At 70.4% G+C, this 24,891-nt stretch carries 26 protein-coding genes; 16 read left to right on the top strand and 10 right to left on the bottom strand.

The genetic code is table 11. The features are described 5' to 3' along the window. Positions 1 to 234 precede the first annotated feature (234 nt). The gene (locus C6Y14_RS07985; protein ID WP_199854663.1) at positions 235 to 3,015 is read left to right on the top strand and encodes an FG-GAP-like repeat-containing protein; all 2,781 of its coding nucleotides are present in this window, start codon (positions 235 to 237) and stop codon (positions 3,013 to 3,015) included. A gap of 110 nt (positions 3,016 to 3,125) precedes the next feature. Here the strand turns inward: C6Y14_RS07985 and C6Y14_RS07980 are convergent, their stop codons facing one another. The 4 genes from C6Y14_RS07980 to C6Y14_RS07965 form a co-directional block, all read right to left on the bottom strand. Continuing rightward, positions 3,126 to 3,716 (bottom strand): hypothetical protein, encoded by a 591-nt coding sequence (locus C6Y14_RS07980; protein WP_107015776.1) that lies wholly within the window; start codon positions 3,714 to 3,716, stop codon positions 3,126 to 3,128. A gap of 98 nt (positions 3,717 to 3,814) precedes the next feature. Beyond that, on the bottom strand, positions 3,815 to 4,330 hold the full coding sequence (locus tag C6Y14_RS07975) for a hypothetical protein (RefSeq protein ID WP_107015775.1): 516 nt from the start codon (positions 4,328 to 4,330) through the stop codon (positions 3,815 to 3,817). A gap of 89 nt (positions 4,331 to 4,419) precedes the next feature. Then, the gene (locus tag C6Y14_RS07970; protein ID WP_107015774.1) at positions 4,420 to 5,259 is read right to left on the bottom strand and encodes a DUF4328 domain-containing protein; all 840 of its coding nucleotides are present in this window, start codon (positions 5,257 to 5,259) and stop codon (positions 4,420 to 4,422) included. Positions 5,260 to 5,459: 200 nt separating this feature from the next. Then, positions 5,460 to 7,091: a beta-N-acetylhexosaminidase gene (locus C6Y14_RS07965; RefSeq protein WP_225890954.1), complete on the bottom strand. Its 1,632-nt coding sequence runs from the start codon at positions 7,089 to 7,091 to the stop codon at positions 5,460 to 5,462. Positions 7,092 to 7,344: 253 nt separating this feature from the next. On the opposite strand from C6Y14_RS07965, the gene C6Y14_RS07960 reads away from it, so the two are divergent. From C6Y14_RS07960 to C6Y14_RS07940, 5 genes are all read left to right on the top strand, one after another. Next, entirely contained in the window at positions 7,345 to 7,917 is a 573-nt protein-coding gene (locus C6Y14_RS07960) for a 2-oxo-4-hydroxy-4-carboxy-5-ureidoimidazoline decarboxylase (protein WP_107015862.1), read from the top strand. Positions 7,918 to 8,258: 341 nt separating this feature from the next. Next, positions 8,259 to 8,639: a succinate dehydrogenase, cytochrome b556 subunit gene (sdhC, locus tag C6Y14_RS07955; RefSeq protein WP_107015772.1), complete on the top strand. Its 381-nt coding sequence runs from the start codon at positions 8,259 to 8,261 to the stop codon at positions 8,637 to 8,639. Between the two features lie 8 nt (positions 8,640 to 8,647). After that, complete coding sequence (locus tag C6Y14_RS07950) at positions 8,648 to 9,142, top strand: succinate dehydrogenase hydrophobic membrane anchor subunit (RefSeq protein ID WP_107015771.1); 495 nt, start codon at positions 8,648 to 8,650, stop codon at positions 9,140 to 9,142. 19 nt (positions 9,143 to 9,161) lie between these two features. Beyond that, entirely contained in the window at positions 9,162 to 10,916 is a 1,755-nt protein-coding gene (gene sdhA, locus C6Y14_RS07945) for a succinate dehydrogenase flavoprotein subunit (RefSeq protein WP_107015770.1), read from the top strand. Beyond that, entirely contained in the window at positions 10,916 to 11,695 is a 780-nt protein-coding gene (locus C6Y14_RS07940; RefSeq protein WP_107015769.1) for a succinate dehydrogenase iron-sulfur subunit, read from the top strand. The genes sdhA and C6Y14_RS07940 overlap by 1 nt, the downstream gene beginning before the upstream one ends. 81 nt (positions 11,696 to 11,776) lie before the next feature. Here C6Y14_RS07940 and C6Y14_RS07935 read toward each other — a convergent pair whose 3' ends face one another. The 4 genes from C6Y14_RS07935 to C6Y14_RS07920 all read right to left on the bottom strand — a co-directional run bounded on the left by C6Y14_RS07935 (position 11,777) and on the right by C6Y14_RS07920 (position 13,827). Next, positions 11,777 to 12,040 (bottom strand): TM2 domain-containing protein, encoded by a 264-nt coding sequence (locus C6Y14_RS07935; protein WP_107015768.1) that lies wholly within the window; start codon positions 12,038 to 12,040, stop codon positions 11,777 to 11,779. A gap of 227 nt (positions 12,041 to 12,267) precedes the next feature. Continuing rightward, on the bottom strand, positions 12,268 to 12,678 hold the full coding sequence (locus C6Y14_RS07930) for a DUF2752 domain-containing protein (protein WP_225890953.1): 411 nt from the start codon (positions 12,676 to 12,678) through the stop codon (positions 12,268 to 12,270). After that, complete coding sequence (locus tag C6Y14_RS07925) at positions 12,671 to 13,225, bottom strand: TM2 domain-containing protein (RefSeq protein ID WP_107015767.1); 555 nt, start codon at positions 13,223 to 13,225, stop codon at positions 12,671 to 12,673. The genes C6Y14_RS07930 and C6Y14_RS07925 overlap by 8 nt, the downstream gene beginning before the upstream one ends. Before the next feature lie 146 nt (positions 13,226 to 13,371). Then, complete coding sequence (locus tag C6Y14_RS07920; protein WP_107015766.1) at positions 13,372 to 13,827, bottom strand: ATP-binding protein; 456 nt, start codon at positions 13,825 to 13,827, stop codon at positions 13,372 to 13,374. A 190-nt stretch (positions 13,828 to 14,017) separates the two neighbouring features. On the opposite strand from C6Y14_RS07920, the gene C6Y14_RS07915 reads away from it, so the two are divergent. The 8 genes from C6Y14_RS07915 (at position 14,018) to C6Y14_RS07880 (ending at position 19,253) form a co-directional block, all read left to right on the top strand. Then, the gene (locus C6Y14_RS07915) at positions 14,018 to 14,884 is read left to right on the top strand and encodes a helix-turn-helix domain-containing protein (RefSeq protein ID WP_107015765.1); all 867 of its coding nucleotides are present in this window, start codon (positions 14,018 to 14,020) and stop codon (positions 14,882 to 14,884) included. Next, positions 14,881 to 15,072, top strand: coding sequence for a DUF397 domain-containing protein (locus C6Y14_RS07910; protein ID WP_107015764.1), 192 nt, complete (start codon positions 14,881 to 14,883; stop codon positions 15,070 to 15,072). The genes C6Y14_RS07915 and C6Y14_RS07910 overlap by 4 nt, the downstream gene beginning before the upstream one ends. 101 nt (positions 15,073 to 15,173) lie before the next feature. Continuing rightward, a complete protein-coding gene (locus C6Y14_RS07905) occupies positions 15,174 to 15,371 on the top strand; it encodes a DUF397 domain-containing protein (RefSeq protein ID WP_107015763.1) in 198 nt (65 codons plus the stop codon). A gap of 136 nt (positions 15,372 to 15,507) precedes the next feature. Then, positions 15,508 to 16,806, top strand: coding sequence for a M48 family metallopeptidase (locus C6Y14_RS07900; RefSeq protein WP_225890952.1), 1,299 nt, complete (start codon positions 15,508 to 15,510; stop codon positions 16,804 to 16,806). A 101-nt stretch (positions 16,807 to 16,907) separates the two neighbouring features. Further along, a complete protein-coding gene (locus C6Y14_RS07895; protein WP_107015762.1) occupies positions 16,908 to 17,318 on the top strand; it encodes a VOC family protein in 411 nt (136 codons plus the stop codon). Between the two features lie 144 nt (positions 17,319 to 17,462). After that, entirely contained in the window at positions 17,463 to 17,870 is a 408-nt protein-coding gene (locus tag C6Y14_RS07890) for a hypothetical protein (protein WP_107015761.1), read from the top strand. Further along, positions 17,867 to 18,388, top strand: a complete 522-nt coding sequence (locus C6Y14_RS07885; protein WP_107015760.1) for a thiol-disulfide oxidoreductase DCC family protein — start codon at positions 17,867 to 17,869, stop codon at positions 18,386 to 18,388. Before C6Y14_RS07890 ends, C6Y14_RS07885 begins: the two co-directional genes overlap by 4 nt. 91 nt (positions 18,389 to 18,479) lie before the next feature. Beyond that, positions 18,480 to 19,253, top strand: coding sequence for a TetR/AcrR family transcriptional regulator (locus C6Y14_RS07880; protein ID WP_225890966.1), 774 nt, complete (start codon positions 18,480 to 18,482; stop codon positions 19,251 to 19,253). 22 nt (positions 19,254 to 19,275) lie between these two features. Here C6Y14_RS07880 and C6Y14_RS07875 read toward each other — a convergent pair whose 3' ends face one another. Continuing rightward, positions 19,276 to 21,768 carry an MMPL family transporter gene (locus C6Y14_RS07875; protein WP_107015759.1) on the bottom strand — a complete coding sequence of 831 codons (2,493 nt, stop codon included), beginning with the start codon at positions 21,766 to 21,768 and terminating at the stop codon, positions 19,276 to 19,278. Between the two features lie 175 nt (positions 21,769 to 21,943). Between C6Y14_RS07875 and C6Y14_RS07870 the strand changes: the two genes are divergently transcribed. Together C6Y14_RS07870 and C6Y14_RS07865 are read left to right on the top strand one after the other, a co-directional pair. Then, positions 21,944 to 22,633, top strand: a complete 690-nt coding sequence (locus C6Y14_RS07870; protein ID WP_107015758.1) for a response regulator transcription factor — start codon at positions 21,944 to 21,946, stop codon at positions 22,631 to 22,633. Continuing rightward, positions 22,633 to 24,075: a sensor histidine kinase gene (locus C6Y14_RS07865; protein WP_225890965.1), complete on the top strand. Its 1,443-nt coding sequence runs from the start codon at positions 22,633 to 22,635 to the stop codon at positions 24,073 to 24,075. Before C6Y14_RS07870 ends, C6Y14_RS07865 begins: the two co-directional genes overlap by 1 nt. A gap of 374 nt (positions 24,076 to 24,449) precedes the next feature. Here the strand turns inward: C6Y14_RS07865 and C6Y14_RS07860 are convergent, their stop codons facing one another. Next, positions 24,450 to 24,890: an ATP-binding protein gene (locus C6Y14_RS07860; RefSeq protein ID WP_107015757.1), complete on the bottom strand. Its 441-nt coding sequence runs from the start codon at positions 24,888 to 24,890 to the stop codon at positions 24,450 to 24,452. Between the last annotated feature and the right edge of the window lies 1 nt (position 24,891).

Genomic DNA, 24,891 nt, shown 5'->3' with positions numbered 1-24,891 from the left:
CCGGTCCGCACCATCAAGCGAGCCGGGCGCCCCGAACATCACACATCCCCATGGTGACAAAGGTCACGCGGCAATTCACCGGAATCGGCACAACCATCCACTCTCCCCAAGCGTCGAACCCGCTCCGGAGTGACGTACCGCACAGGCTTGTTGGGTGATGTTTGGTCCGAAGTTGGCGCTGAATTAAGGAGCCACCCTTGTGACGGGTGGGTTTTTTGTGCTGCTTTTCTAGGGGTGGGGTATTTGAGTCGCCGGACGACCCATGCGTACAAACCGCTGAGTCTGAAGCGGAGAGCGTGGCTGACGACGGGGGCCGTCGTACTGGCCGGGGCGGGCGCCGTGACGTACGCGGTCGCGAACCCGGGTGACGACCCGTCGGCCGACGCCGCGCGCAGCAAGCGGCCCGTGAAGGTCCACGAGCTCGCGATGAGCAGTGACGGCACGGACCGCCGCGAGGTGGAGCGGACGGGCACCGCCCAGTTCTCGCTGCTCGGCATCTCCTGGGCCGGCGCGAAGGCCGAACTCGACGGCACCGCCCAGGTACGGACGCGCGCGCTCGGCTCGGGCGAGTGGACCGGCTGGCAGAACCTGGACCTGGAATTCCACCCCGTCGACAAGGCGGAACCGGGCGCCAAGGAGGCGCGCGGCGCGTCCGATCCGCTGTGGGTCGGCCCGAGCGACGGCGTCGAGGCGCGGGTGGTCGCGGCTGGGGGGTCGGCGAGTTCCGGGCTGCCCAAGGGACTTGAGCTGAGTCTCGTGGACCCTGGGGTGACCTCGGCCGAGGCGAAGAACGAGGCTCTGAGCACAGCCACCGGTCTCTCGTTGGACAGCGCCGCCTTCGTCGCCGAGGATCCGACCGGCTCCCCGTCCGACGCCGCCTCGGCGTCCGTGTCCCCGGCGGATTCGGCGGGCGCGGAGCCCACGGGTGCGGCCGACACGGCCGGCGCTCCCGCGTCACCTGCCGAAAGCACGTCCGAAAGCGCCTCCGGGAGTGCGTCGGAGAGCGCGTCGGCCTCCCCGACGCCCGACCCGGTCCCGTCCCCGCCGCCGTCCACCGTGACGCAGCCGCCGATCGTCTCCCGCGCCCAGTGGGGTGCCGCCGAGTCGACGGTCAAGGACCCGCCGGAGTACATCGACAAGGTCAGCGCGGTCTTCGTCCACCACACGGTCGGTACGAACGACTACAGCTGCGCCGAGTCCCCCGCGCTGGTGCGCGGCATCATGGCGTACCACGTGCAGACCGAGCTGTGGAACGACATCGGCTACAACTTCCTGGTCGACAAGTGCGGCCGGATCTTCGAGGGCCGCGCGGGCGGCGTCGACCTGCCGGTGCGCGGCGCGCACACCTACGGCTTCAACGGCGACTCGGCGGGCATCGCGGTCCTCGGTGACTTCGAGGGTGCCGCGGCCACCTCCACCACCGCGGCGAAGGCCGCGGGCAAGCCGACGCGGGCCGCCCTGGAGTCCGTGGCGCGCGTCGCCGCGTGGAAGCTCGGCCAGTACGACGGCAACCCGAGCGGCCAGGTCACCCTGACCGCCGCCGACGACACGGGTGTGTGGAAGGCGGGCCAGCAGGCCACGCTGAACACGATCTCCGGTCACCGCGACGGCTTCGCCACCGAGTGCCCCGGCAAAAACCTTTACTCGAAGCTGAGCGAGATCCGCCGGTACGCATCGAGCCCCGGTAGGAACTCCGCGGTCCCGACCGCCGACTTCAACGGTGACGGCATCAGCGACCTCGTCGCCGCCACGCCCAAGCAGGGCAGCGGCTGGCTCACCCTGGTGCCCGGCGGTCTGAACGGCCCCGTCTCCGCCTCGAAGGTGAAGCTCAACCAGGGCACCGCCAACGTGCCGGGCGCCGCCGAGTCGGGCGACCAGTGGGGCGCGGCCACGGCCCTCGGCGACATCAACGGCGACGGGTACGCGGACATCGCGATCGGCGCCCCCGGCGAGGACGACACGACCGGCCACGCGGACCGCGGCGCGGTGACGATCCTGTACGGCCCGAAGTTCGACCTCGGCGCGGACACCATGGCGCTGGGCGACGACTACGAGCCGGCCGGGGCGCGGTTCGGCGCGACGGTCGCGGTCGGCGACTTCAACGCCGACGGCCGGGCCGACGTCTTCACGGCGGCCACCGGCACGGGCGGCAACTGGGCGGCCCGCTTCGACGACGGCCACGAGGTCGCCGGCGATCTCACCACCGCCTCCGGCGCCCTCGCGTACGCGGACGCCACGACCGGTGACTTCAACCGGGACGGCTACGCGGACGTGGCGCTCAACTACCGCGACGCGTCCGGCGCCGGCAAGGTCACCTGGTTCAAGGGGTCCAAGTCGCTGGGCCTGTCGAAGGTGTCCACGCTCTCCGTCAAGGGCGGCCGCTCGATCGCCGCGGGCGACGTGAACGGCAACGGCTACGACGACATCGTCATCGGCCAGCCGTACGCCTCCGAGTCCGGCGCGATCTCCGGCGGCCAGGTCACGATGGTCCCGGGCACGACGACCGGTTTCACCACCACCGGGCTGACGAAGATCACGCAGAGCACGGCGGGCGTCGAGGGCGCCAACGAGTCCGGTGACGCGATGGGCACCTCGGTCTCCGTGGGCGACTTCAACGCCGACGGTTTCGCGGACGTCCTGACCGGCGCCCCGAACGAGGACATCACCCGCAGCGGAGCCAACAAGGCGAACGCGGGCGCGGTCTGGCTCTTCAAGGGCGCCTCGGCCGGCCTCACCGGCACCGGGTCGCTCTCCTTCTCGCAGGACACCACGGGTGTCCCCGGGTCCACGGAGAAGGACGACAAGCTGGGTTCGGCCGTCTCGCTGACGGACTTCTCCGGCCACGGCCGCGCGCACCTGCTGATCGGCGCGGAGGGCGAGGACGCGTACAACGGCACGCTGTTGTACCTCCCGAGCACGGCGTCGGGCGTCTCCGTCGCCAAGTCGGCGTACTACGGCGTCACCCAGCTGGGCACGGCGACGGCCACGCGACTGGGCCAGGTCCTGACCCCGTAGACAGCACGCGGTATGCGCACGAGGCCGGGACCCTGTACGGAACAGGGTCCCGGCCTCATGTGTACGGGGGCGTGTACGGGGGGCGTGTGCGGGTTCGGGCCCGCGGGTGCTCAGGCGCGTCCGCGGGCCCGTCGGGAGACCACCGCGCGCAGGACGCGGCGGCCCTCGGTGGTGAGTTCGCGCGCCTGCCGCAGACCCCCTGGGCCGTGCGCCGACACCAGTTCCAGCACGCTGATCTGGCGGCGCAGTTCGGCGGCGACGAGCGGCGACATGTCCTGCGTACGGCCCTCGCGGCGGTCGCGCGCCGAGGCCGCGCCGTCGGACTCGGCACGGGCCGTGGCGTCGAGGAGGCCGTGGATCCGGAGCGCGGCGACCGAGCAGGCGTCGGCCCACTCCCGCAGGTTCGCGGCGGTCCGCTCCGCCGGGGCCTCACCGAGCATGCGGTGCGCCAGCGCGACGGCCTCGCCCTCGGCCGACGCGGGGCTCTCCGGGCCGTCCGCCACATAGAGCTTGGCGCGCACCTGCTCGACGCACTCGCCCCAGTCCCGGAACCCCTCCTCGGACTCCGCGAGACTCGCCCACAGGGGGCGCAGGATCTCGTCGTCGCCGCCCAACAGGGGCACGCACCTGTCCAGGCACGCCAGACCGCCGGCCGCGAGACCCAGCTCGTCGGCCCGAGCGGTCAGTTCCACCAGGCTCATCACGCCTCCCTCGGTGGGCCGCCGCTGGTCGCGGAGCCCGCACTTCCCCTTACTGCGTGCACGGTGGCCGGAACGTCACAGTGCGAAGTGGCCGAAATCTACATGGGGATGACGCCCAGTCGGTCCAGTAACCGGAAGAACAGCATCTCGGCCGAGGGGTTCGCGTCGGAACTGAGCACGTCGAGGAGTCGGTCCTCCGACGCGTCGCGGCCCGATTCGGCGGCCCAGGCGAGGGCCCGCACGACGGCGTCGCGCGGTTCCAGGAAGAAGTCGTCGACGGCCAGTCCGTCCTCGTTGCCGCCCAGATAGCCGGCCATCGCGTCCCTGGCCAGACAGGTCGTCCAGGCCCCGCTGTCGGGCGCGGCCGCCTCGACGACCACGCAGTCGCTGTCCATGACGTATCCGAAGAGCGCGGGCGCGCCCGTCTCCTGGGCGAGGTCGTTCATGTTCCCCACGTCCGAGGCGCCCCCGTCGGGAGCGTTCGGGTACTCCCAGACCTGCCAGCCGCCGTCCGCCGTCTCGTGCAGCGTCATGCCCGCCGCGCCGGACAACGCGCGTAGCTCGGCGAGCGGCTGCTCGCTTCTGCCCACGACGAAATACCCCCAGTAGCCCATGCCGCTCCCCCCGGTGTGTCGGTCGGCCAGCGCCGAATACACCACACGGGCACAGTAGTTCGCCACCGGAACACGCAAGCCGCCAGAAACTACACAGCCACGGCCAGGGCGCCGCCACGGGCCTTCTCGTCCTGCATCCGCGTGAGGCGCAGGATCACGAGGACGGCGAGGACACCGGCGCCCAGATGGGCCGCGTCCGCGAACATCGCCTGCCCGACGGCGTCCCGGATCTCCTCGGGTGTCTCGGCCCTGCGGTACGTGGTGGACCCGACCCGGTCGGCGATCAACGCGAGGATCCAGCAGGTCCACCAGCCGTTGACCAGAGCGTGGGACGCCCGTCCCACAGGGGCGCTCGCTTCCCAGACGTCCGCCATGATCCGGCGCGGGAACCACAGGTTGACGACGGGCACGAACCAGCTCCAGCAGGTCCAGGCACGCTTCATCCGGTGCCCGAACGGGTCGAACACCTCGGCGTTGACGCGCGCCCGCTGGAACCAGGCCAGGAACAAGGCGATGGCCACGACGAACGCGGCCGTCTGCACGACCCCGGCGACGGTCAGGATCATGTCCGCACGGTCGATCTCCGTCATGGGAACCGCGCCGATCCCGTCACCCGCCAGCCGGTCCGCGATGTCGTACGTCAGCCAAGCGGACCAGATCCCGAGGAGGTCCGTGGCCGAGGCCACCGCGACCGCCACGGCGGCGGCCTTCCCGAGCCCGACGGGCGAACGCAGCCAGGCGGGGCCGTGCGGCGCGTCCAGGGGCGTTCCGCCGTACGCACCCGGCTGAACGAACTGGACGGGCTGAACGGGCTGAACGGGCTGAACGGGCTGAGAGGACTGAACGGGCTGGGCCCGGGCGCCGGCGCAGTTCTGGCAGAGGGTGCCGCCCGGTGTCACGGCGGACTGACGGCATTGGGCACAGAGCATGGGTGAGCGGTCCCCCGAGGATGCGTGAACAGGGCGCGCCGAACAGCGCGCGAAGAGGCCGGGCGCGCCCTCTCCCCAGAGGCCTCGCGCGGCCTGGGGAACATACGTTTCGCGCGCCCCGCCCGTCCACTCGGATTCGCCGGGGACATGCCCCCGACCGGCTGGGGCACGAACCGGCCGGGGCATGGCACACGCGGCCCTCAGTCCAGCTTCCCCGCCAGCGCCTTGAAGTCGGCCCACGACGACTCGGGCCTGCGTGGATCCCACAGCTTCTGCGTCAGCGCCCGCAGCGGCATCCGGATCCCCGCCGCCACCTGGGCCTGGGTCTGGGAGCCGGAGAGGTCGCACCAGACGGCGAAGGACGCGCCGAGGATCTGGTCGTCGTACTCCTTGGGCACCGGGGTCGTGCCGCGCACCACGAGGGGCGTCCACTGCTCGTAGATGCGCTGCCCGGTCGGGTAGACGAAGGTGTTGGGCTGCCCGAGGACGTAGTACAGGTACTCGTCGTTGTAGTTGAGCAGCTCGCGTCCGGACCGCAGGTACTCCGTCGGCTGCCGCGCGCCGATCTCCTTGCCGGTCCAGTACGCGACCTTCAGGTCCTTGTCGGCCTGGACGGTGCCCCCGGCGAAGATCCCGTCGTTCCAGGCGCGCATCGTCCGGTCGTGGCCGCGCATGGTGTCGGCCCGGTCGTTGAGCCACCCGGTCGCCAGGTCGGCGATCCCGGCGCCGGATCCGTACGCCTTCGTCGCGGCGGTGGCCAGCTGCGGGTACGAGGCCGCCGGGTTCGCCACCGTCAGCGCCTGGTACTCGTCGGCGCCGAGGTGCCAGTACGGCCCGGGGAACAGGTCGGCGTACTCGTTCAGCAGCTCGTCGACGATCTTCGCGGCGGCGGGCTTCGAGATGTCGAGCGCGCCCTTGGAGGCGACCCCCGCGGTGTTGCGGAGCTGGAGGTCCGGATGGGCGGCGATCACCGCGCCGAGGTGTCCGGGCGAATCGATCTCGGGCACGACGGCTATGTGCCGGCTCTTCGCGAGGGCGAGGATCCGCCGCACCTCGGCCTTGGTCAGATGTTCCTTCGAGACGACCTCGGGATGCGAGTCGGAGGCTATCCGGAAGCCCTGGTCGTCGGAGAAGTGCAGTCCGAGCTGGTTGTACTTCAGATCGCCCAGCTCACGGATCCTGTCCTCGATCCAGGCGGCGGTGAAATGCTTGCGCGCGATGTCCAGCATGAACCCGCGCTGCGGCTTGGCCGGCGAGTCGCGTACGACCCCCTCGGGCGCCGTGGCGTTCCCGTGGACCTCCTGCTTGAGCGTGCGGGTGCCGTAGAAGACGCCCGCCTCCTCCGTACCGCTGATCCGCACCCGCCCGTCGGCCACCCGCAGCGTGTACGACTCGGCGTTCGCGTCCTCGTCCGTGAGGTTCAGCCCGACGTCCCCGGCGCGCGCCTCGCCCTGCCCCGCGTACGTCAGCCCCAGCTCCTTGGCGAGCAGCCGTCCCTCGTCGGCGAGCGCGTCGGCGCCCACGACCACCCGGCCGCCCTTCGCGGGCCGCCAGCCGGGCCCGCGGGCGGCGGTGTGCTCGCGGACGGCCGGAATCGTCCGGGGTGCCCGTGACATCGGATACGTCCGATCGGGTGACGGGGTCGGGGAGGCCGCCGGTGCCTGGGCGCTCCTCTCGCCGGAGGGCCGCCCGGTCGAGGGCGCGCCCGAGTCGCCGCTCGGCCAGAGCCCCACGGTCAGCGCCGCGCCCGCCACGACCGCCACGACGCCCGCGCCGACCAGCAGGGGCTTCCTGTGGACCGATGCCGACTCCTTGCGCCTACGCCCGTTCACCACAGCCCGCTCACTCTCCCGATCCCTGGCCCGATCACCCGCCCGGACCCGTCCCCGTACGCTGTACCTCCGCTGTGAACCTAAGCCCCGTCTCCCGGTGCCGCTGTCCACCATCTGTCCTGAAACTCTCCCTTACGGGTGAAGTCCGGGCATCTCTCGGACAGCTACCGCCAAGCCTCGATAGCGTGAGAGCACACCTCTCACTTCATCCCCTTGCCCCTCTTGCTCCTCCTGATGACCCGAGGAACCCACGCTGCCCGCGCACCGTCCTTCCCGTCTCCCCGGCCAGGCCGTCGCCACACCGGAGCCGCCCGGGCACCGCCCCACCGGCCTGGCCCGTTTCAACGCCCTGCCCGCGGACGAGGCCGAGCGCACGCTCCTGGCCTGCTGCGGCAGCTCCCACTGGGCCCGCCGGGTCGCCGCGCACCGCCCCTATCCCGACCTGGACGCCCTGCTGGCCGCGTCCGACGAGGCGGCGTACGACCTGACGCCGGCCGACGTCACCGAGGCCCTGGCCTGCGAATCACTCACGCTCCTGCCGGACGGCGCGTACTCCGCCGCGCACACGGCCCTGAGCGCCGCCCACGCCGCGTACGAGAGCCGTTTCGGCCATGTCTTCGTCATCTGCCTGGACGACACGCCCCCGGAGGAGTCCCCCGACCTGGTCCTGACCGAAATCAGCTCCCGCCTCACCAACGACCCGGACAAGGAACTCACGCTCACAGCAGAAGAACTACGCCGCCTGACCAGGGGCCGCCTGACGAGATCCGTCGGGGACACGGACATCTTCAGGGGCGCGGGGAACGGCGCAATCTTTCGTCCCTGAGGCGCACGGGCAACGGCGCGGTCCTCCGACCTCCAGGGGCGCGGGGAACGGCGCAGTCTTTTGGCTTTTCAGGGGCGCGGGGAACGGCGCAATCGTTTGCCTTCAGGGGCGCGGGGAACTGCGCAATCCCTGAGGCGGGCCACGACACACCCGCACCCACCCCCACCCGCAATAGCCCATACGTACCCCTTTGCCTGCCAGTTCGATCACATCGGTAGGCCCGCCGTAAACGTTCCGACAACACGTCGCTACGATGGCCAGGGCCGGTGGACCGTACCCGGCCGGGCCAGGTCGACATCGAAGCCGGCAGGCCCCAATCCCCGCTCCCGGAGGGTTCTTCCGTGCCGGCTGGAACGCTGTACCGCGGCCGGGAAGGAATGTGGTCCTGGGTGGCTCATCGAGTCACCGGCGTCCTCATCTTCTTCTTCCTGTTCGTACACGTGCTGGACACCGCTCTTGTCCGTGTCTCTCCCCAGGACTACGACAAGGTCGTAGCCACCTACAAGACGCCGGTCGTCGCGCTGCTGGAGTACGGCCTCGTCGCCGCCATCCTCTTCCACGCGCTCAACGGCCTGCGGGTGATCGCCGTCGACTTCTGGTCGAAGGGCCCGCGCTACCAGAAGCAGATGCTCTGGACCGTTGTCGGCATCTGGGTCGTGCTGATGATCGGGGCCCTGTACCCCGTCCTCGGCCACGCCGCTCGTGAAGTCTTCGGGAGCTGACGCGCAAGATGTCGAACAACACAGGCACCACCGAGAAGACCGCGCCCGGTATCGGCCCCGTCGAGGGCGCGTCCCTCTACGACGTCGACAACCCGGCGCCCCTCATCGAAGCCCCGCGCAAGCGGACCCGTAAGACCCCGAAGTCCACCCGCGGCAACTTCGAGATGTACGGCTGGCTGTTCATGCGGCTGTCCGGCGTCGTCCTGGTCGTCCTGGTCCTGGGTCACCTGCTCATCCAGCTGGTCCTCGACGGCGGCGTCTCCAAGATCGGTTTCGCCTTCGTGGCGGGCCGCTGGGCCTCCCCGTTCTGGCAGGTCTGGGATCTGTTGATGCTGTGGCTGGCGATGCTGCACGGCGCCAACGGCCTGCGTACGGTCATCAACGACTACGCGGAGCGCGCGGACACCCGGCTGTGGCTCAAGGGCCTGCTCTACACCGCCACGGTGTTCACCATCCTGCTGGGCACGCTGGTGATCTTCACCTTCGACCCGAACATCCGCTAGGCACGGGGCTGCGAGAATCATGAAGATCCACAAGTACGACACCGTCATCGTCGGCGCCGGCGGCGCCGGAATGCGCGCGGCCATCGAGTCGACGAAGCGCAGCCGGACCGCCGTGCTGACGAAGCTCTACCCCACCCGCTCCCACACGGGCGCCGCGCAGGGCGGTATGGCCGCCGCGCTGGCGAACGTGGAGGAGGACAACTGGGAGTGGCACACCTTCGACACGATCAAGGGCGGCGACTACCTGGTCGACCAGGACGCCGCCGAGATCCTCGCGAAGGAGGCCATCGACGCGGTCCTCGACCTGGAGAAGATGGGCCTGCCGTTCAACCGGACCCCGGACGGCACCATCGACCAGCGCCGCTTCGGCGGGCACTCCCGCAACCACGGCGAGGCCCCGGTCCGCCGGTCCTGCTACGCGGCGGACCGCACCGGCCACATGATCCTCCAGACGCTCTACCAGAACTGCGTCAAGGAGGGTGTGGAGTTCTTCAACGAGTTCTACGTCCTCGACCAGCTGCTCGTGGAGGTCGACGGCGTCAAGAAGTCGGCCGGCGTCGTCGCCTACGAACTGGCGACCGGTGAGATCCACGTCTTCCAGGCGAAGGCCGTGATCTACGCGTCCGGCGGCACCGGCAAGTTCTTCAAGGTGACGTCGAACGCGCACACGCTGACCGGTGACGGCCAGGCCGCGGTCTACCGGCGCGGGCTGCCGCTGGAGGACATGGAGTTCTTCCAGTTCCACCCGACCGGCATCTGGCGCATGGGCATCCTGCTGACGGAGGGCGCCCGCGGTGAGGGCGGCATCCTCCGCAACAAGGACGGCGAGCGCTTCATGGAGAAGTACGCGCCGGTCATGAAGGACCTCGCGTCCCGTGACGTCGTGTCCCGCTCCATCTACACGGAGATCCGTGAGGGCCGCGGCTGCGGTCCCGAGGGCGACCACGTCTACCTCGACCTCACGCACCTCCCGCCGGAGCAGCTGGACGCCAAGCTCCCGGACATCACGGAGTTCGCCCGTACGTACCTCGGCATCGAGCCGTACACGGACCCGATCCCGATCCAGCCCACCGCGCACTACGCCATGGGCGGCATCCCGACCAACGTCGAGGGTGAGGTCCTGGCGGACAACACCACCGTCGTCCCGGGCCTGTACGCGGCCGGTGAGGTCGCGTGCGTCTCCGTGCACGGCGCCAACCGCCTCGGCACGAACTCGCTGCTCGACATCAACGTGTTCGGCAAGCGCGCGGGCATCGCGGCGGCGGAGTACTCGGCCACGGTCGGGCACGTCGAGCTGCCCGAGGACCCGGCCTCGCTGGTCGTCGGCCAGATCGAGCGGCTGCGGGCGGCCACGGGCAACGAGCGCGTGGCGGACATCCGCCGCGAGCTGCAGGAGTGCATGGACGCCAACGTCATGGTGTTCCGCACCGAGCAGACGATCAAGACGGCCGTCGAGAAGATCGCCGAGCTGCGCGAGCGCTACCTGAACGTGTCCGTCCAGGACAAGGGCAAGCGGTTCAACACCGACCTCCTCGAAGCCGTCGAGCTGGGCAACCTGCTCGACCTCGCCGAGGTCATGGCCGTGTCCGCGCTCGCCCGCAAGGAGTCCCGCGGCGGTCACTACCGCGAGGACTACCCCAACCGCGACGACGTCAACTTCATGCGCCACACCATGGCGTACCGCGAGGTCGGCGACGACGGCACCGAGTCGATCCGTCTCGACTACAAGCCGGTCGTGCAGACCCGCTACCAGCCGATGGAGCGTAAGTACTGATGGCAACCCCTACCTTGGACAAGGCCGACGCGGCCGGCACGGCCGAGCCCGGCTTCGCCGACTCCCCGTACATCACGGCCACGTTCCGCATCCGCCGCTTCAACCCCGAGAACTCGGCGGAAGCGGTCTGGGAAGACTTCCAGCTGGAGATCGACCCCAAGGAGCGTGTCCTCGACGCGCTGCACAAGATCAAGTGGGATCTGGACGGCACCCTGACGTTCCGCCGGTCCTGCGCGCACGGCATCTGCGGCTCGGACGCCATGCGGATCAACGGCAAGAACCGTCTCGCCTGCAAGACCCTGATCAAGGACATCAACCCGGCCAAGCCCATCACGGTCGAGCCCATCAAGGGCCTCACCGTGCTGAAGGACCTGGTCGTGGACATGGAGCCCTTCTTCCAGGCGTACCGCGACGTGATGCCGTTCCTGGTCACGAAGGAGACGAACGAGCCGACGCGCGAGCGTCTGCAGTCGGCCGAGGACCGGGAGCGCTTCGACGACACGACGAAGTGCATCCTCTGCGCCGCGTGCACGTCCTCGTGCCCGGTGTTCTGGAACGACGGCCAGTACTTCGGCCCGGCCGCCATCGTGAACGCCCACCGCTTCATCTTCGACTCGCGTGACGACGCCGGAGAGCAGCGCCTGGAGATCCTCAACGACAAGGACGGCGTGTGGCGTTGCCGCACGACGTTCAACTGCACGGACGCCTGCCCGCGCGGTATCGAGGTCACGAAGGCGATCCAGGAAGTGAAGCGGGCACTGATCACACGCCGCTTCTGATCTTGTTGTACCTCGGTACGTATGCAAGAGGGGCCCCACTCCCGCCGGAGTGGGGCCCCTCTTGCACTGCTCTCACCGATGTCAGCCGCGCAGGACGCGACCCTGCTTGTCGGTGCGGTCGTTGCTGGTGAGGAACAGGATGCCGTCGATCAGCGCCCAGAAGCCCAGGCCACCGCAGGTGAGGAGCTGGGCGACACCCACGCCGACGGAGCCGACGTAGAAGCGGCCGATGCCGAGCGTGCCCAGGAAGATCTGCAGGATGCCCGCGACGATCTTCGACTTGTCCGAGTAGGGACGGCCCTGCGGGTCGACGCCGTACGGGGTGGCGGGGGTGGGGACGGTCATGAGACGTGCTCCTGGATGACTGAATGAAACCGGAGCAGGCCCGCCCCGGGGAACTCCAGGAGGGACCCGTGGCAGATACCTGCCAAAGGTCGCATCAGCGTCACCGCGCCCACGTGACCGTGCGCACGTCGTCCCCCCTGTGACGTGTGAGCGTACGGAGGGCCATGGGGCCAGCGGGAGAGCGAACGGCCTATTGTTCCCATCCCGTGATCAAGTCATGCCAAAATTTAGCCACGAATATTGCGGACAACGGTCCAGGTGACTGCTATAGCGAGCACCAACACCTGTACGCGCGGGCTGAGTTCGGGCCGCCAGCGCCGCCCGCGCAGCCCTTCCACGATCCAGCGCGCCAACAACGCGAGGGCGAACGGCGAGGCGAGCAGCAGCGCCCTGTTGTCGAGCCAGGCCGCGCCGAACTGACCGTGCATCAGGTCGTACGTCATCCGCGTGCCGCCGCAGGCCGGGCAGAGCAGCCCGGTGACGAACCGGAACGGGCAGGCGGGCAGGGCGTGGCCGGCCTCGTGCGGATCGGTGCCGTACAGATAGCCGGCGCCGAGGACCCCGGCGACGAGCACCGCGAGGGGTGCGGTCGCCGGGCGCCGCAGCAGTTCCGCGCGCACGGAGCCGGTCTCAGCCACGCAGGGGGCGGCCCTGCGCGTCCGTGGCGTTGTGCCCGGTCAGCAGCATGATCCCGTCGATGAGGGCCCAGATCCCGAGCCCGCCACAGGTGAAGAGCTGAGCGAGCCCGATGCCGACGCTGCCGATGTAGAACCGCCCGACACCGAGGCTCCCCAGGCAGAGCTGCAGAACACCCGCAATGATCTTCGACTTGTCGGAGTACGGGCGCCCGTAGGGGTCGTAGCCGTACGGGGCGTTGGGGTCACCGGTGAACGTACCGGGAGGGTAGGCGCCGGCCGGGGCGTAGCCGCCGGGGGGCGGGTATCCGGGCCCCTGCTGGTACCCGGACTGCGGAGGCCCGTACGGCTGCCCGGGCTGACCGGGCTGCCCCGGCTGCTGATACTGCCCGGAACCCGGCTGCCCGGCCGCGTACGGGTTGGCGTCGCTCGGCGGGACGGCACCCGGGTTCGGATAGCCGTAACCGGGAGGCGTCTCCCCGGAGTTCGGATAGCCGTAGCCGGGCGGCTGGTTCGGTGGCTGCTGCGGCTGAGACGGCTGCTCGCTCACGGTGACTGCTCCTGGGGACGGTGACGACGTATGAAAAGAATCAGGTCAGGACATCTTGCCGGAGAGGACGGCGGATAGAGAAGCCGGTTCGGCCGTGGTGTTGTGCACGGATGCGGCAAGTGTCACGAAGCGGGCCCCGGCCGAGCCTACGCACCGGGGGCGCGCCACTCGGCCCAGACCTCCTTGCCGCCGCCGTTGCGCCGCCCGTTGATCACGAGGTAGTGGCCCCAGTCGTCGGCGCACGCCCGGGTGAGCCAGAGCCCGCGCCCGCTCTCGTCCTCGGGCCCCGCGACGGCCCCCGGCGGTCGCGGTGGAGGATACGGGCTGCTGTCCCACACGCTGAGCCGCAACCGGCCGTCGGTGCGCATGAGCCGCACGGCGACGGAGTCCCGCGTACAGGACAGGGAGTTGGTGACCAGCTCCGACGCGACGAGTTGGGCGTTGTCGAGGACGCCGGACTCCACCTGGTAGCGGGTGAGCACGGCCCGCACGTGGGCGCGGACGATGCCCGGCCCCAGGGGCGAGTGGGGGATGCGGAGCGCGTACTCCCAGTCGCCGTCGAGCGGCGAGTGGGCAGGGTGGTGCAGGGCGAGTTCGGTCATGGCCGTAACTCCTCTGTGCGATTCAGGGGTTGATGGATGCAGTCAGATGACGCGGGCGGTGGCTCTGTCGCTGTCGCGGTGCGCTTCCGATACTCCTGCGCCACTTTGAGTGACTGACCGCACACTGAAAGTAGAGCACTCGACTGCAATACTGCTACCGAACACGGCAACTTATTGGAGTGAATCCGCAATGCCACCAAGGCCTACGGCCACCGCCAGGCAACAGCGCCTAGGCGCTGAACTGCGCAAACTCCGTGAGCGCGCGGGCCTCAACTCCCGCGAGGCGGGGCAGAAACTGGGTATCGATCCGGCTCGAATCAGCAACATCGAGTCCGGACGGTTCGGCGTCAGCGCGGATCGCGTTCGAGCATTCGCCCACGGGTACGAATGCTGCGATGAGCCCTACATCGACGCGCTCGCGGCCATGACGGCTGGACGCTCCCGCAACTGGTGGGACGACTACCGGGATCTCCTCCCGCCGGTCCTGCTGGACCTGTCGGAAATGGAGGAGCACGCGAAGGCGCTGCGTACGGTTCAGTTCACGCATCTGCCCGGGCTTCTCCAGACCGCGGACTACGCCCGCCTGGTCTTCCAGCAGAATGTGCCCAGCCTGCCGCCCCCGAAGATCGAGCACCGTCTGTCCCACCGCATCAAGCGCCAGGGAATTCTCTACAGCGACACCCCGACGCAGTACGCCGGGATCATCCACGAGGCGGCTCTGCGGATGCAGTTCGGGGGCCCCGGCATCATGCGCGACCAGTTGGCGCACATTGCGCAGATGAGCGAACGCGAGAACGTGACAGTCCTCGTGCTCCCTTTCTCGGCCGGCATCTTCCCCGGCGCAGGCCAGACCGTGGTCATCGCCGACGGTCCGCACCCACAACTGGACACCGTGCAGTTGGACACGGAACACGGCTCCGAATTCCTGCACGCAGAAGCCCAGCTGGAGAAGTACCGAACAATCATGGGCCGCATGGAGCAGCTCTCACTCACCGCCGCAGAATCGCGCGACTTCATCCACGGACTGATCGCAGACCTACGAAAGGACCCATCATGACCGAACTCTGCTGGCAGAAGTCCTCATTCAGCAGCGAGGCCAGCAACTGCCTGGAACTCGCCTCCACCCCCGATGGCAAACTCCGCCTCCGCGAATCCGACGACCCGACCACCACACTCGCCGTCCACCCCTCAGGTCTTCGCTTCTTGCTGGTTGCAACCCGCCCCGAGATAGCCACGAGCACTTGAAAGCAACTGCGCGGTGATTTCACCGGTATGGCGACTAGCGCAGCAGCGTCGCCCAAGTAGGCCGCCAGGTGGCCACAACCGATTCCTGTGAAAGGCCTCCGATGCCCACCCTCCACTGGCAGAAGTCCTCCTACAGCAGCGAGGGGAACAACTGCCTGGAACTCGCCACCACCCCCGCCGGCGAACTCCACCTCCGCGAATCCGACGACCCGACCACCACGCTCACTGTCCCCCCGGCAGGCCTCCGCTCACTGCTGGCTGCCGTTCGCCAGGAGATATCCGGCCACCCCTGCCGGTGAAGCCGTTCGCGTGTTCGCCGCGGTATCCGCACGTCACGGGCCCTAAAAAGCTTTACGTGGCGTCCGCGGAGTGATCAGCTGTGGCGTCACGAGCGGAGCGGCCTCTGGGGAGGGGTCGGGGAGTGGGAGGCGTCGCGTGAGTACCAGCGTCGGGATCAGCGGGCAGGCCGGAGAGACAACGCAGCCGTGTCCGCAGTGCGGGGCCGAGATCCGGGTGGACGGGCGGTTCACCACCTGGTGTGCCGGGTGCGACTGGAACGTGGATCCGGAGCGGCCCGGCGAGGAGCCGGGGCGGCTGGAGAGACGGCGGCGAAGACTCGCCCGCCGTTACGGCGAGCGCCTGGCCACCGAAGTGGCCGCCGGAGAGACGCTGCGCCCGCGCCGCGACGCCGCGGGCCTCGCGGCCTACGCGATCGCGCTCGCGGTGCACGGCGTCACCGTGGCCCTGGCCGTCGGCGCGGTGTGGTTCCTCGTCACCGGGTGGGGCGGTGCCGGGACGGTCCTCGGCCTGGTCCTCGCGGTGCTCACCTGGACGTTGCGGCCGCGCTTCTCCGAACTGCCCGACGACCAGCCCCTGCTGACCCGCGCCGACGCGCCCGCGCTCTTCGCGTTGATCGACGAGGTCGCCGTCGTCGCGGACACCCGTGGAGTGGACACGCTCGCCGTCAGCACGGAGCTGAACGCGAGCGTGACGACGTACGGGATACGCGGTCGCCGGCTGCTGACCATCGGCGTGCCGCTCTGGGAGATCCTCACCCCGCAGGAGCGGATCGCCCTGCTCGGCCATGAACTCGGCCACTACAGCAACGGGGACACCCGGCACGGCCTGATCATCGGCAACGCGCTCCGCTCGCTCAGCACCTGGCGCTACTACGTCGACCCGACGCCGAACCCCACCCTCGTGGAGGCCTTCGTCAACCTGGTCTTCATCCTGCCCCGCGCCCTGCTCCAGGGGCTGTTGATACTGCTGGACCGGCTGACCCTGCGGGCGACACAGCGCGCCGAGTACCTCGCCGACTCGATGGCCGCGCGGGCCGGATCCACCGACGCGGCCGCGTCGATCATGAACCGTTTCCTCGTGCTCGACTCGGCCGAGACCATGCTGCGGCGCGAGACCAACGCCCAGCAGGTCAGCCGGCGCGGCACGGCGGACCGGCAACCCTGGCAGGGCCTGTGGGAGCGTCTGCGCGCGCACATGGACTCCGTCCCGCAGAGCGAGTACGAACGCCAGCGCCGCGCGGCGACCCTGCGAGGTCAGAGCGTCGACGCGACCCATCCCCCGACCCACCTGCGCCACCAGTGCCTCCTCGCCGTCCCGCCCCTCCCGGCGACCGTGACGACGGACGCCGGCACGGAGTCCCGCATCGCGGCCGAACTGGCCGCCCCGGCCACAACGGCGGCCCAGCGCATCGTCAAGCACGGGCTCGGTCACTAGAGCTGTCCCGGACAACCGCCCTCGGCGCCACACGGGTGACTCCCCCAGCACCTCCCCCTCGCCTCCCCCCTCACCCCCACCCCGCCACCTAATCTGACGACATGTCAGACGAAGAGTCGTACGACCTGCTCGGATTCGACAATGTTCTTCTTCCCGTCGGGAACCTCGACGAGGCCGTGGACTTCTACCGGCGGGCCGGGTTCACGGTCGGGTTCCGGCTCGACGAGGCCGGGATCGCCGTGCTGAAGGTCGGCAAGGAGACGCCCGGCGTGCTACTGCGGCTGGAGAGCGAGCTGGGGCACCGGCCGCCCGCCTGGGCCTGCCCCCGGGTGTGGCTGGAGGTGCGGGACGCCCGAGGCATGGCCGACACCCTCGCCGCCGCCGGCGTCCAGCCCCTCGACGCGCCCCTCTCCGTCGCCACCGGCTGGACCGTCGAGGTCGCCGACCCCTGGGGCAACGTCATCGGGTTCACGGACTACACCAAGCGGCCCGAGCTGGCCCGCACCGGCTGACACCCGCCCCCCCAGCGCACCTGGGCCGCGCCCCTGAGCCGCACGTCACACCCGTACCGCCGAAGCTCTACTTGAACGTGTTCAAAAACAGGTCTACATTTTCTCTCGACGGAGTTTTGAACACGTTCAAGTAGGAGCGGGGACATGGATCTCACGGTCGTTGCGTATGTCATATATCTGCTGATCAGCGTCGCGCTGACGGTCTGGGTGGCACGGACCCTCAGCCACAACGGGCGGATCTTCCTGGCCGATGTGCTGCAGGGGAACGAGAAACTCGCGGACGCCGTCAACCACCTCCTGGTGGTCGGCTTCTACCTGGTGAACCTCGGCTTCGTGGCTCTCTATCTGAACCAGGACGACGAGATCGCCGACGCCCGCGGGGTCTTCGAGGCCCTGTCGACGAAGCTCGGCGTGGTGCTCCTGGTGCTCGGCGCCATGCACCTGGGGAACGTCTACGTGCTCAACAAGATCCGCCGCCGGGGCGTCATGGAGCGCGAGCAGCAGCCGCCCGTGCCGCCGCAGGGCTGGGTCGCGCCGGCGGGCAGGGCGTGACCCCGGTGGCGACCGCCGCAGGCCCGGACCGGGACGCCGTACGCGTCCCGGTCCGCGGGCTCACCGTCCTGTACGACGCCCAGTGCTCGCTCTGCACCTTCCTGCGCGACTGGCTCGTGTGGCAGCAGCAGTTGGTGCCCCTGGAACTGGTGGCCGCCGGATCGGCGGAGGCCAGGCGCCGCTACCCGGGACTCGACCACGCCGCGACGCTCGACGAGATCACCGTGATCGGGGACGCGGGCCAGGTCTACCGGGGTACCGCCGCCTGGGTCGTCACCCTGTGGGCGCTCGCCGACCACCGCCCGATGGCCCACCGGCTCAGCACCCCGGCCGGGGCCCGGCTGGCCCGGGGCGCGGTGCTCGCCGCGGCCAAGTGGCGCGAGGGACAGCGGGCCCGCCGGGAGGGGTACTGGGGCGGGGGCGCGTACACCGCGGCCGACGGATGGTCGTACGACCCGGTCGTGGGCTGGACCTGGAACCCGCCCGCCTGCGACAGCGGCACCTGTCCGCCTCGTTAGGCTCTGTCCCGTGCCAGCAGCGAACGACAGTGCCCCCAGCCCGGACGGCCCCGCGGTGCCCGAGAGCCGGACCGTGCCCGAAGGCCACGCCGTGCCCGAGGGCGCCGCGGTACCCGAAGGCCCCGGCGCCCCGCGCACGCCCGCCAAGAGCGAGCAGACCCGGGCCCTGATCCTGGAGACGGCCATGCGCCTGTTCCAGGAACGGGGTTACGAGAAGACGACGATGCGGGCCATCGCCAAGGAGGCCGGGGTCTCCGTAGGCAACGCGTACTACTACTTCGCGGGCAAGGAGCACCTGATCCAGGGCTTCTACGACCGCATGGCCGTGGAGCACCGCGCGGCGGTCCGCGAGGTCCTGGACCACGAGCGGGACCTGGAGAAGCGGATCGCCGGGGTCCTGACGGCGTGGCTGGACGTGGCGACGCCGTACCACGAGTTCGCGGTGCAGTTCTTCAAGAACGCCGCCGATCCGGACAGCCCGCTCAGCCCGTTCTCGCCCGAGTCGGAGCACGCGCGCGTGGAGGCCATCGGCGTCTGCAGCGAGGTACTGAGCGGTTCGAAGGCGAAGATCCCCGAAGAGCTGCGGGAGGTGCTTCCCGAACTGCTGTGGCTCTCCCAGATGGGTCTGGTCCTGTACTGGATCTTCGACCGTACGGAGGGGCGCGAGCGCAGCTACCGGCTCGCCGAACGAGGCGCCCGCCTCACCTCGCTCGGCGTCTCGCTGGCCCGCTTCCGCGTGCTGCGGCCCCTGGTCCGCGAGGTGCACGAACTGTTCACGGACTTCCTGCCGGGGATGACGAACGCGCTGCCCGATCCCGCCAAGAGCACCAAGACCGCCAAACCCGCCAGGAAGTCCGCCACATAGCGCCTCGCGGCGCCCCACGCGGTCAGTTCACCGCGTCCACCTCGTCCTCCGCCAGCTCCACGTCGTACACCAGCGGTTCCGCGCCGACCATCACATGGCGGGCCCGGGAGGGGTGCTCCTGGGCCGTCACGGCCAGCAGGTACGAGCCCGCCGCCGGGACCGAGACGATGTACGAGCCGTCGGCCAGCGAGGTCACCCGGTCGAGCTGACGGCCGCCCTTGGAGAGCAGGGTCAGCGCGGCGCCCTCCACAGGTGCGCCGTCCGGGGTGCGGACGAAGCCGTGGATCACGGTGGAACCGCCGCCGGTTCCGGAGCCGGTTCCAGTTCCGGTGCCGGTGCCGGTGCCGGTCTCGGCGTCGGGCACGCGCGCGTGGGGCGCGTCGGCCGTCTCCTCGCGGGGCTCCACCGCCAGGTGCGGCAGCCGCTTCTCCAGGCCCGCGGGCAGCCACCAGTTGGAGTTGCCCAGGAGGTGCATCGCGGCCGGCACCAGGGCCGTACGCAGGATGAACGCGTCGAGGGCGACCGCCGCCGCGAGCCCGATGCCCGCCATCGCGCCCTCCATGTCACCGCTGAGCACGAACGCGGAGAACACGCAGATCATGATCAGGGCCGCGCAGTTGATGACCCGGCTGGTCTCGGCGAGGCCGACCCGGACCGCGCGCGCGTTGTCCTTGGTGTGCACCCACTCCTCGTGCATACGGCTCACCAGGAACACCTGGTAGTCCATCGAGAGCCCGAAGAGCAGCGACAGCATGATGACCGGCAGGAAGGCGGTGATCGGCCCCTCCTTGCCGATGCCGAGGAGTTCCGTGCCCCAGCCCCACTGGAAGATCGCGACGAGCACTCCGAAGGAGGCGGCTGCCGCGATGAGGTTCATCAGGGCCGCCGTCAGCGGCACCACCAGGGAGCGGAAGGCCACCATCAGCAGCAGGAAGCCGAGCGAGATGATCGCCGCGACGAAGTAGGGCAGCCGCTCCCCCGTGACGGCCGCGAAGTCCTTGAAGACGGCGGTCACGCCGCCCACATGGGCCTTCGCCCCGGACTCCGGGATCACGTCGTCGCGCAGCCGGTCGATCAGCTGGTCCGTCTTCTCGGACTGCGGTGACGTGGTGGGTACCACCTGGATGACCGTGATACCCCGCGCGGGCGGCGCGGCGGCGACCTGGGCGACCCCGTCGGTCGAGCGGATGGTGGAGACGAGCGCGTCCACGTCACCGGCCGCCGCACCACCGGTGGCTCCCCCGCCGTCCACGACCACCTGGAGCGGGCCGTTGAAGCCGGGTCCGAAGCCCTCGGCGAGCAGGTCGTACGCCTGCCGGGTGGTCGTGGAGTCCTGGTGGTTGCCCTGGTCGGTGGCGCCGAGCCGGATCGACAGGACGGGCAGCGCCAGGATCATCATGACGACCAGAGCCCCGGCGGCGATCGTCCGCGGCCGCTTCTGCACGTACGCGGACCAGCGGGCGGCGAGTCCGCTCGCCTCCTCCGACTCCGGTCCCTCGGCGGCGAGCCGTCGGCGCTGCTTGCGGCTGAGCACCCGCATGCCGAGCAGTCCGAGGAGCGCGGGCAGCAGGGTGACCGCGGCGAGCACGCTCAGCACGACCGTCAGCGAGGTGGCGACGACGACACCGTCCAGGAAGCGCATGTTCATCACCAGCATCCCGGCGAGCGCGATGCACACCGTGCCGCCGGCGAACAGGACGGCGCGGCCCGAGGTGTTGAGGGCCGTGACGGCGGACTCCTCGGGCTTCATACCGCGCAGGATGCCCCTGCGGTGCCGCGTCACGATGAACAGGGCGTAGTCGATGCCGACGCCCAGGCCGATCAGCGAGCCGAGCAGTGGCGCCACTTCGGGCACGTCGGTGACATGGCTGAGCAACGAGGTCGCCATCAGTCCGGTACCGAGGGCGGCGATCGCGACGACGAGCGGCAGCAGCATCGCGAAGAGCGAGCCGAAGGCGAGGAAGAGGACGACCGCCGCGGCCAGGATGCCGACCATCTCGGCGATGCCGGTGGGCGGTTCCTGGGTGCGGGTGATCGCCTGGCCGCCCAGCTCCACCTGGAGTCCGGCGCGTTCGGCGCCCTGCGCGGTGTCGACGACGTCCTCCACGAGCGCCTTCGGCACACCGTTGGCCTGCTCGGTGAAGGTGATCTGGGCGTACGCGATCCGCCCGTCCTCGCTGAACTGCGAGGCCCCCTGAGCGGCGTACGGGCTGCTGACCTCGCCGACGCCCTTCATGCGCCCGATCTCTTCGAGGGCGGGCTCGATCCGGGAGCGTACGGACGCGTCCCGGGCCGTCCCCTCGTCGACCTTCCACACCACCGTGTCGGTGTCGCCGGACCGCTCCGGGAATGCCTTCTCCATCAGGTCGTACGCGCGCGTGGAGTCCGTGTTCGGAAGGGTGAAGGTGTCCGCGTAGTTCGTGCCCGCGGCGGAACCCGCGAAGCCCAGCCCCAGCACCGTCCCCACCCACAGAATCAGGACCACCAGCCGGTGCCGATAGCACCACCGTGCCAATGTCGTCACGCCTCAACGCCCCTTATTCGTCCGTCGGTTGTCGGTTGGTCCCCCAGGTCCTGCGGCACAGCATCGGGCGCGGCGCGGGCCGCGGGACATGACCTGGCCATGACTCACAAGGAACTCCAAAGGGCGAGCCGGCCCCGTTGTCGGTGGCCGCGCCGATACTGGGGGCATGACCGCTCACGAGGGGGCGACCGTGCTGGTCGTCGAGGACGAGCCGAGCATCGCGGACGTGCTGACCATCGCCCTGCGCTACCACCGCTTCGAGGTGATGACCGCCGGGACCGTCCGCCAGGCGCTGACGATGGCCGAGCGCACCCGCCCGGACGCGGCGCTCCTCGACGTGATGCTCCCGGACGGCGACGGCCGGGCGCTCGGCCGCGAACTGCGCGTGAAGCAGCCCGATCTCGCGCTGGTGTTCCTCACCGCGCGGGACGCGCCCACGGAGATCGTCGGCGCGCTCTCCTTCGGCGACGACTACATCACCAAGCCGTTCAACATCGACGAGGTGATCGCCCGCATCACCGCCGTGCTGCGCCGCACCCGCCCCGCCGACGTCCTGCCCGAGCGCCCTCCGCTGCGCTACGGCGACCTGGAGCTGGACGAGACGACGTACTCGGTGCACCGCGCGGGCCGCACGGTCGAACTGACCCCGACCGAGTACGCGCTGCTGCGTTTCCTCGTGCGCAACGGCGGCCGGATCGTGCCCAAGGAGCAGCTGCTGCGGCACGTCTGGCAGTACGAGCACCCGGCGGAGTCGACCGTCGTAGAGACGTACATCAGCTATCTGCGGCGCAAGCTCGACGCGCTCGGCGCCCCGGTGATCACGACCCGGCGCGGCGTCGGATACGGGCTCGCGTGATCCGCCGGCGCTGCCGCGGGCACGGCGTCCACTCCCTGCGCGGCAAGCTGACGGTGGCCAATGTGGGGCTGCTGGCGCTCGGCATCGTCGTGGCGACGGCGGTGAGCCTGATGGGCATGCGGTACTACCTGCTGGACCAGGTCGACTCGGAGCTGCTCAGGATGCGGGACTCCCTGGAGAGTACGCAGCTGACCGCGCGGCAGATCGACTCGCTGAGCGCGCTGGCCTTCGTCCGGGAGGGGCGGGCTCCGGAGTCGCAGGGTCCGCCGGACGCCGACTCGCTGTTCGCGGTGGTCGACCGCGAGGGCCGGGCTCTCACGCTCGGCACGTTCGAACCGACCGCGAACCAGCGTGCGCTCGCCTCGGCGGTGGGCGATCCCCGTGCGCTCACCGGTGACGCGGACCCGCGCGATGTGACCGTGGACGGTTCGCCGTTCCGGGTGATCGGCGCGTCCCTGCCCGACGGGTCCGTGATCCTCGTCGCCGGGTCGACCGACGCGCTGCACAAGGGCATGGCCAAGGCGCTCAAACTCGACCTGTTCTTCGGGGTGCTGCTGCTGGCGCTGCTCGCCGTACTGACGATGCTGAGCGTGAGCCGGCGGCTGCGGCCCCTAGAGGACATGGTGGAGACGTCGTCGGCGATCGCCGAGGGGGATCTGGCCCGCCGGGTGCCGTCCAGCCACCATCCGACCCAGGAGGTCGAGCAGTTGCGGCTCGCCCTCAACTCGATGCTCCAGCAGGTCGAGGTGGCGTACCGGACGCGGGAGCGCAGCGCCGCCCAGCTGCGGCGGTTCGTCGCGGACGCCTCGCACGAGCTGCGTACGCCGCTGTCCGCGATACGCGGCTACCTCCAGCTGTACGACAAGGGCATGCTGCGGGAGCCGGCCGAGCGCAAGCGGGCGTGGGACCGGATGACCGGGGAGGCCGACCGGATGGGGCGCCTCGTCGACGAGCTGCTCACCCTGGCGCGCCTCGACCAGCAGCCCGAACTGCGGTTCCGGAACGTCGACCTGAGCCGTCTGGTGCGGGACGCGGCGGAGGATCTGCGGGCGCAGCAGCCGGGGCGCCCGGTGTCGGTGCGCGCCGAGGGCGCCCTCCTCGTACGGGCGGACGAGTCGGGCCTGCGGCAGGTGCTCGGCAACCTCGTGGCGAACGTACGCACGCACACGCCCGCGGATGTCGCGGTCGCGCTCGATCTGGAGCGGGTCGACGGGGTGGTGCGGGTACGGGTCGCCGACGAGGGGCCGGGGCTGGCGGAGGAGGACGCCGCGCGCATCTTCGACCGGTTCTTCCGGGCGGGTGGGGGTGCGGGCAGTGGCCTGGGCATGGCCATCGTGCAGGGGGTTGCGGCGGCGCACGGGGGTGACGTGACGGTGCGCACGTCACCGGGGGCGGGCCTGACGGTGACGGTCACACTGCCCGCCGGGCTGTGCGCGGGGTAAGGCTGCTCCGACCGTTGTCCCCTGCGGGCCGGTGGGGGCTGATCGCGCAGTTCCCCGCGCCCCTTACGGGGCCTGGGCCCCGCCCTTATCCGACCTGCGGGCCGGTGGGGGTGAGCCGCGCCGTTCCCCGCGCCCCTCAAAAGCGGGGCTGCGCCCCAGCTTTTCCCCCGGGAGGGGCGCCCCGTAAGGGGCGCGGGGAACTGCGCGCTCAGCCCCCACCGGCCCGCAGATCGCGTAACAGCGGGGCCGACCCGTCCGTCAGGGGCGCGGGGAACTGCGCGGCCAACCCCCACCGGGCGCAAGTCAAAGCACGACGGGACCACCCCCGTCAGGGGCGCGGGGAACTGCGCGGCCAGCCCCCACCGGCCCGCAGGTCACCCCGCCAGCCCCCGCCCGGAGGGCTCCGGCTTCGGGTCCGGGGCCGGGATCAGTGCCCACACCGTCTTGCCGTGGCGGCCCCGGCTCCAGACCCCCCACGCCGTGGTGAGGCTCTCCACCAGCCGTAACCCCCGCCCCGACTCCCCCTCGTCCTCCCGGACCGACCGCAACCGCGGCTGCGCAGCGCTCTCGTCGGAGACTTCTATGAGACACGACCCGTCCGCGAGCGTGGTCACCGCGACCTCGAACTCCCGTTCAAGCAACGGCGCATGCCGCACCGCGTTGGTCGCCAGTTCGGACACGAGCAGCACCACGTCCTCGAACGCCTGCTCCCCCGCGCTGTGCCCCCAGTTCGACAGATGGTCCCGCACCCGGCGCCGCGCGAGCCCCACGGAAGCCGGGTGCCTGGGCAGCCGGAAGGAGTTGCGTCTCAACACG

This window comes from Streptomyces dioscori, from assembly GCF_003024195.1.
Taxonomy (GTDB): domain Bacteria; phylum Actinomycetota; class Actinomycetes; order Streptomycetales; family Streptomycetaceae; genus Streptomyces; species Streptomyces dioscori.
The sequence above is the reverse complement of the archived record's forward strand: the minus strand, read 5'-3'. Positions and strand labels throughout refer to the sequence as shown.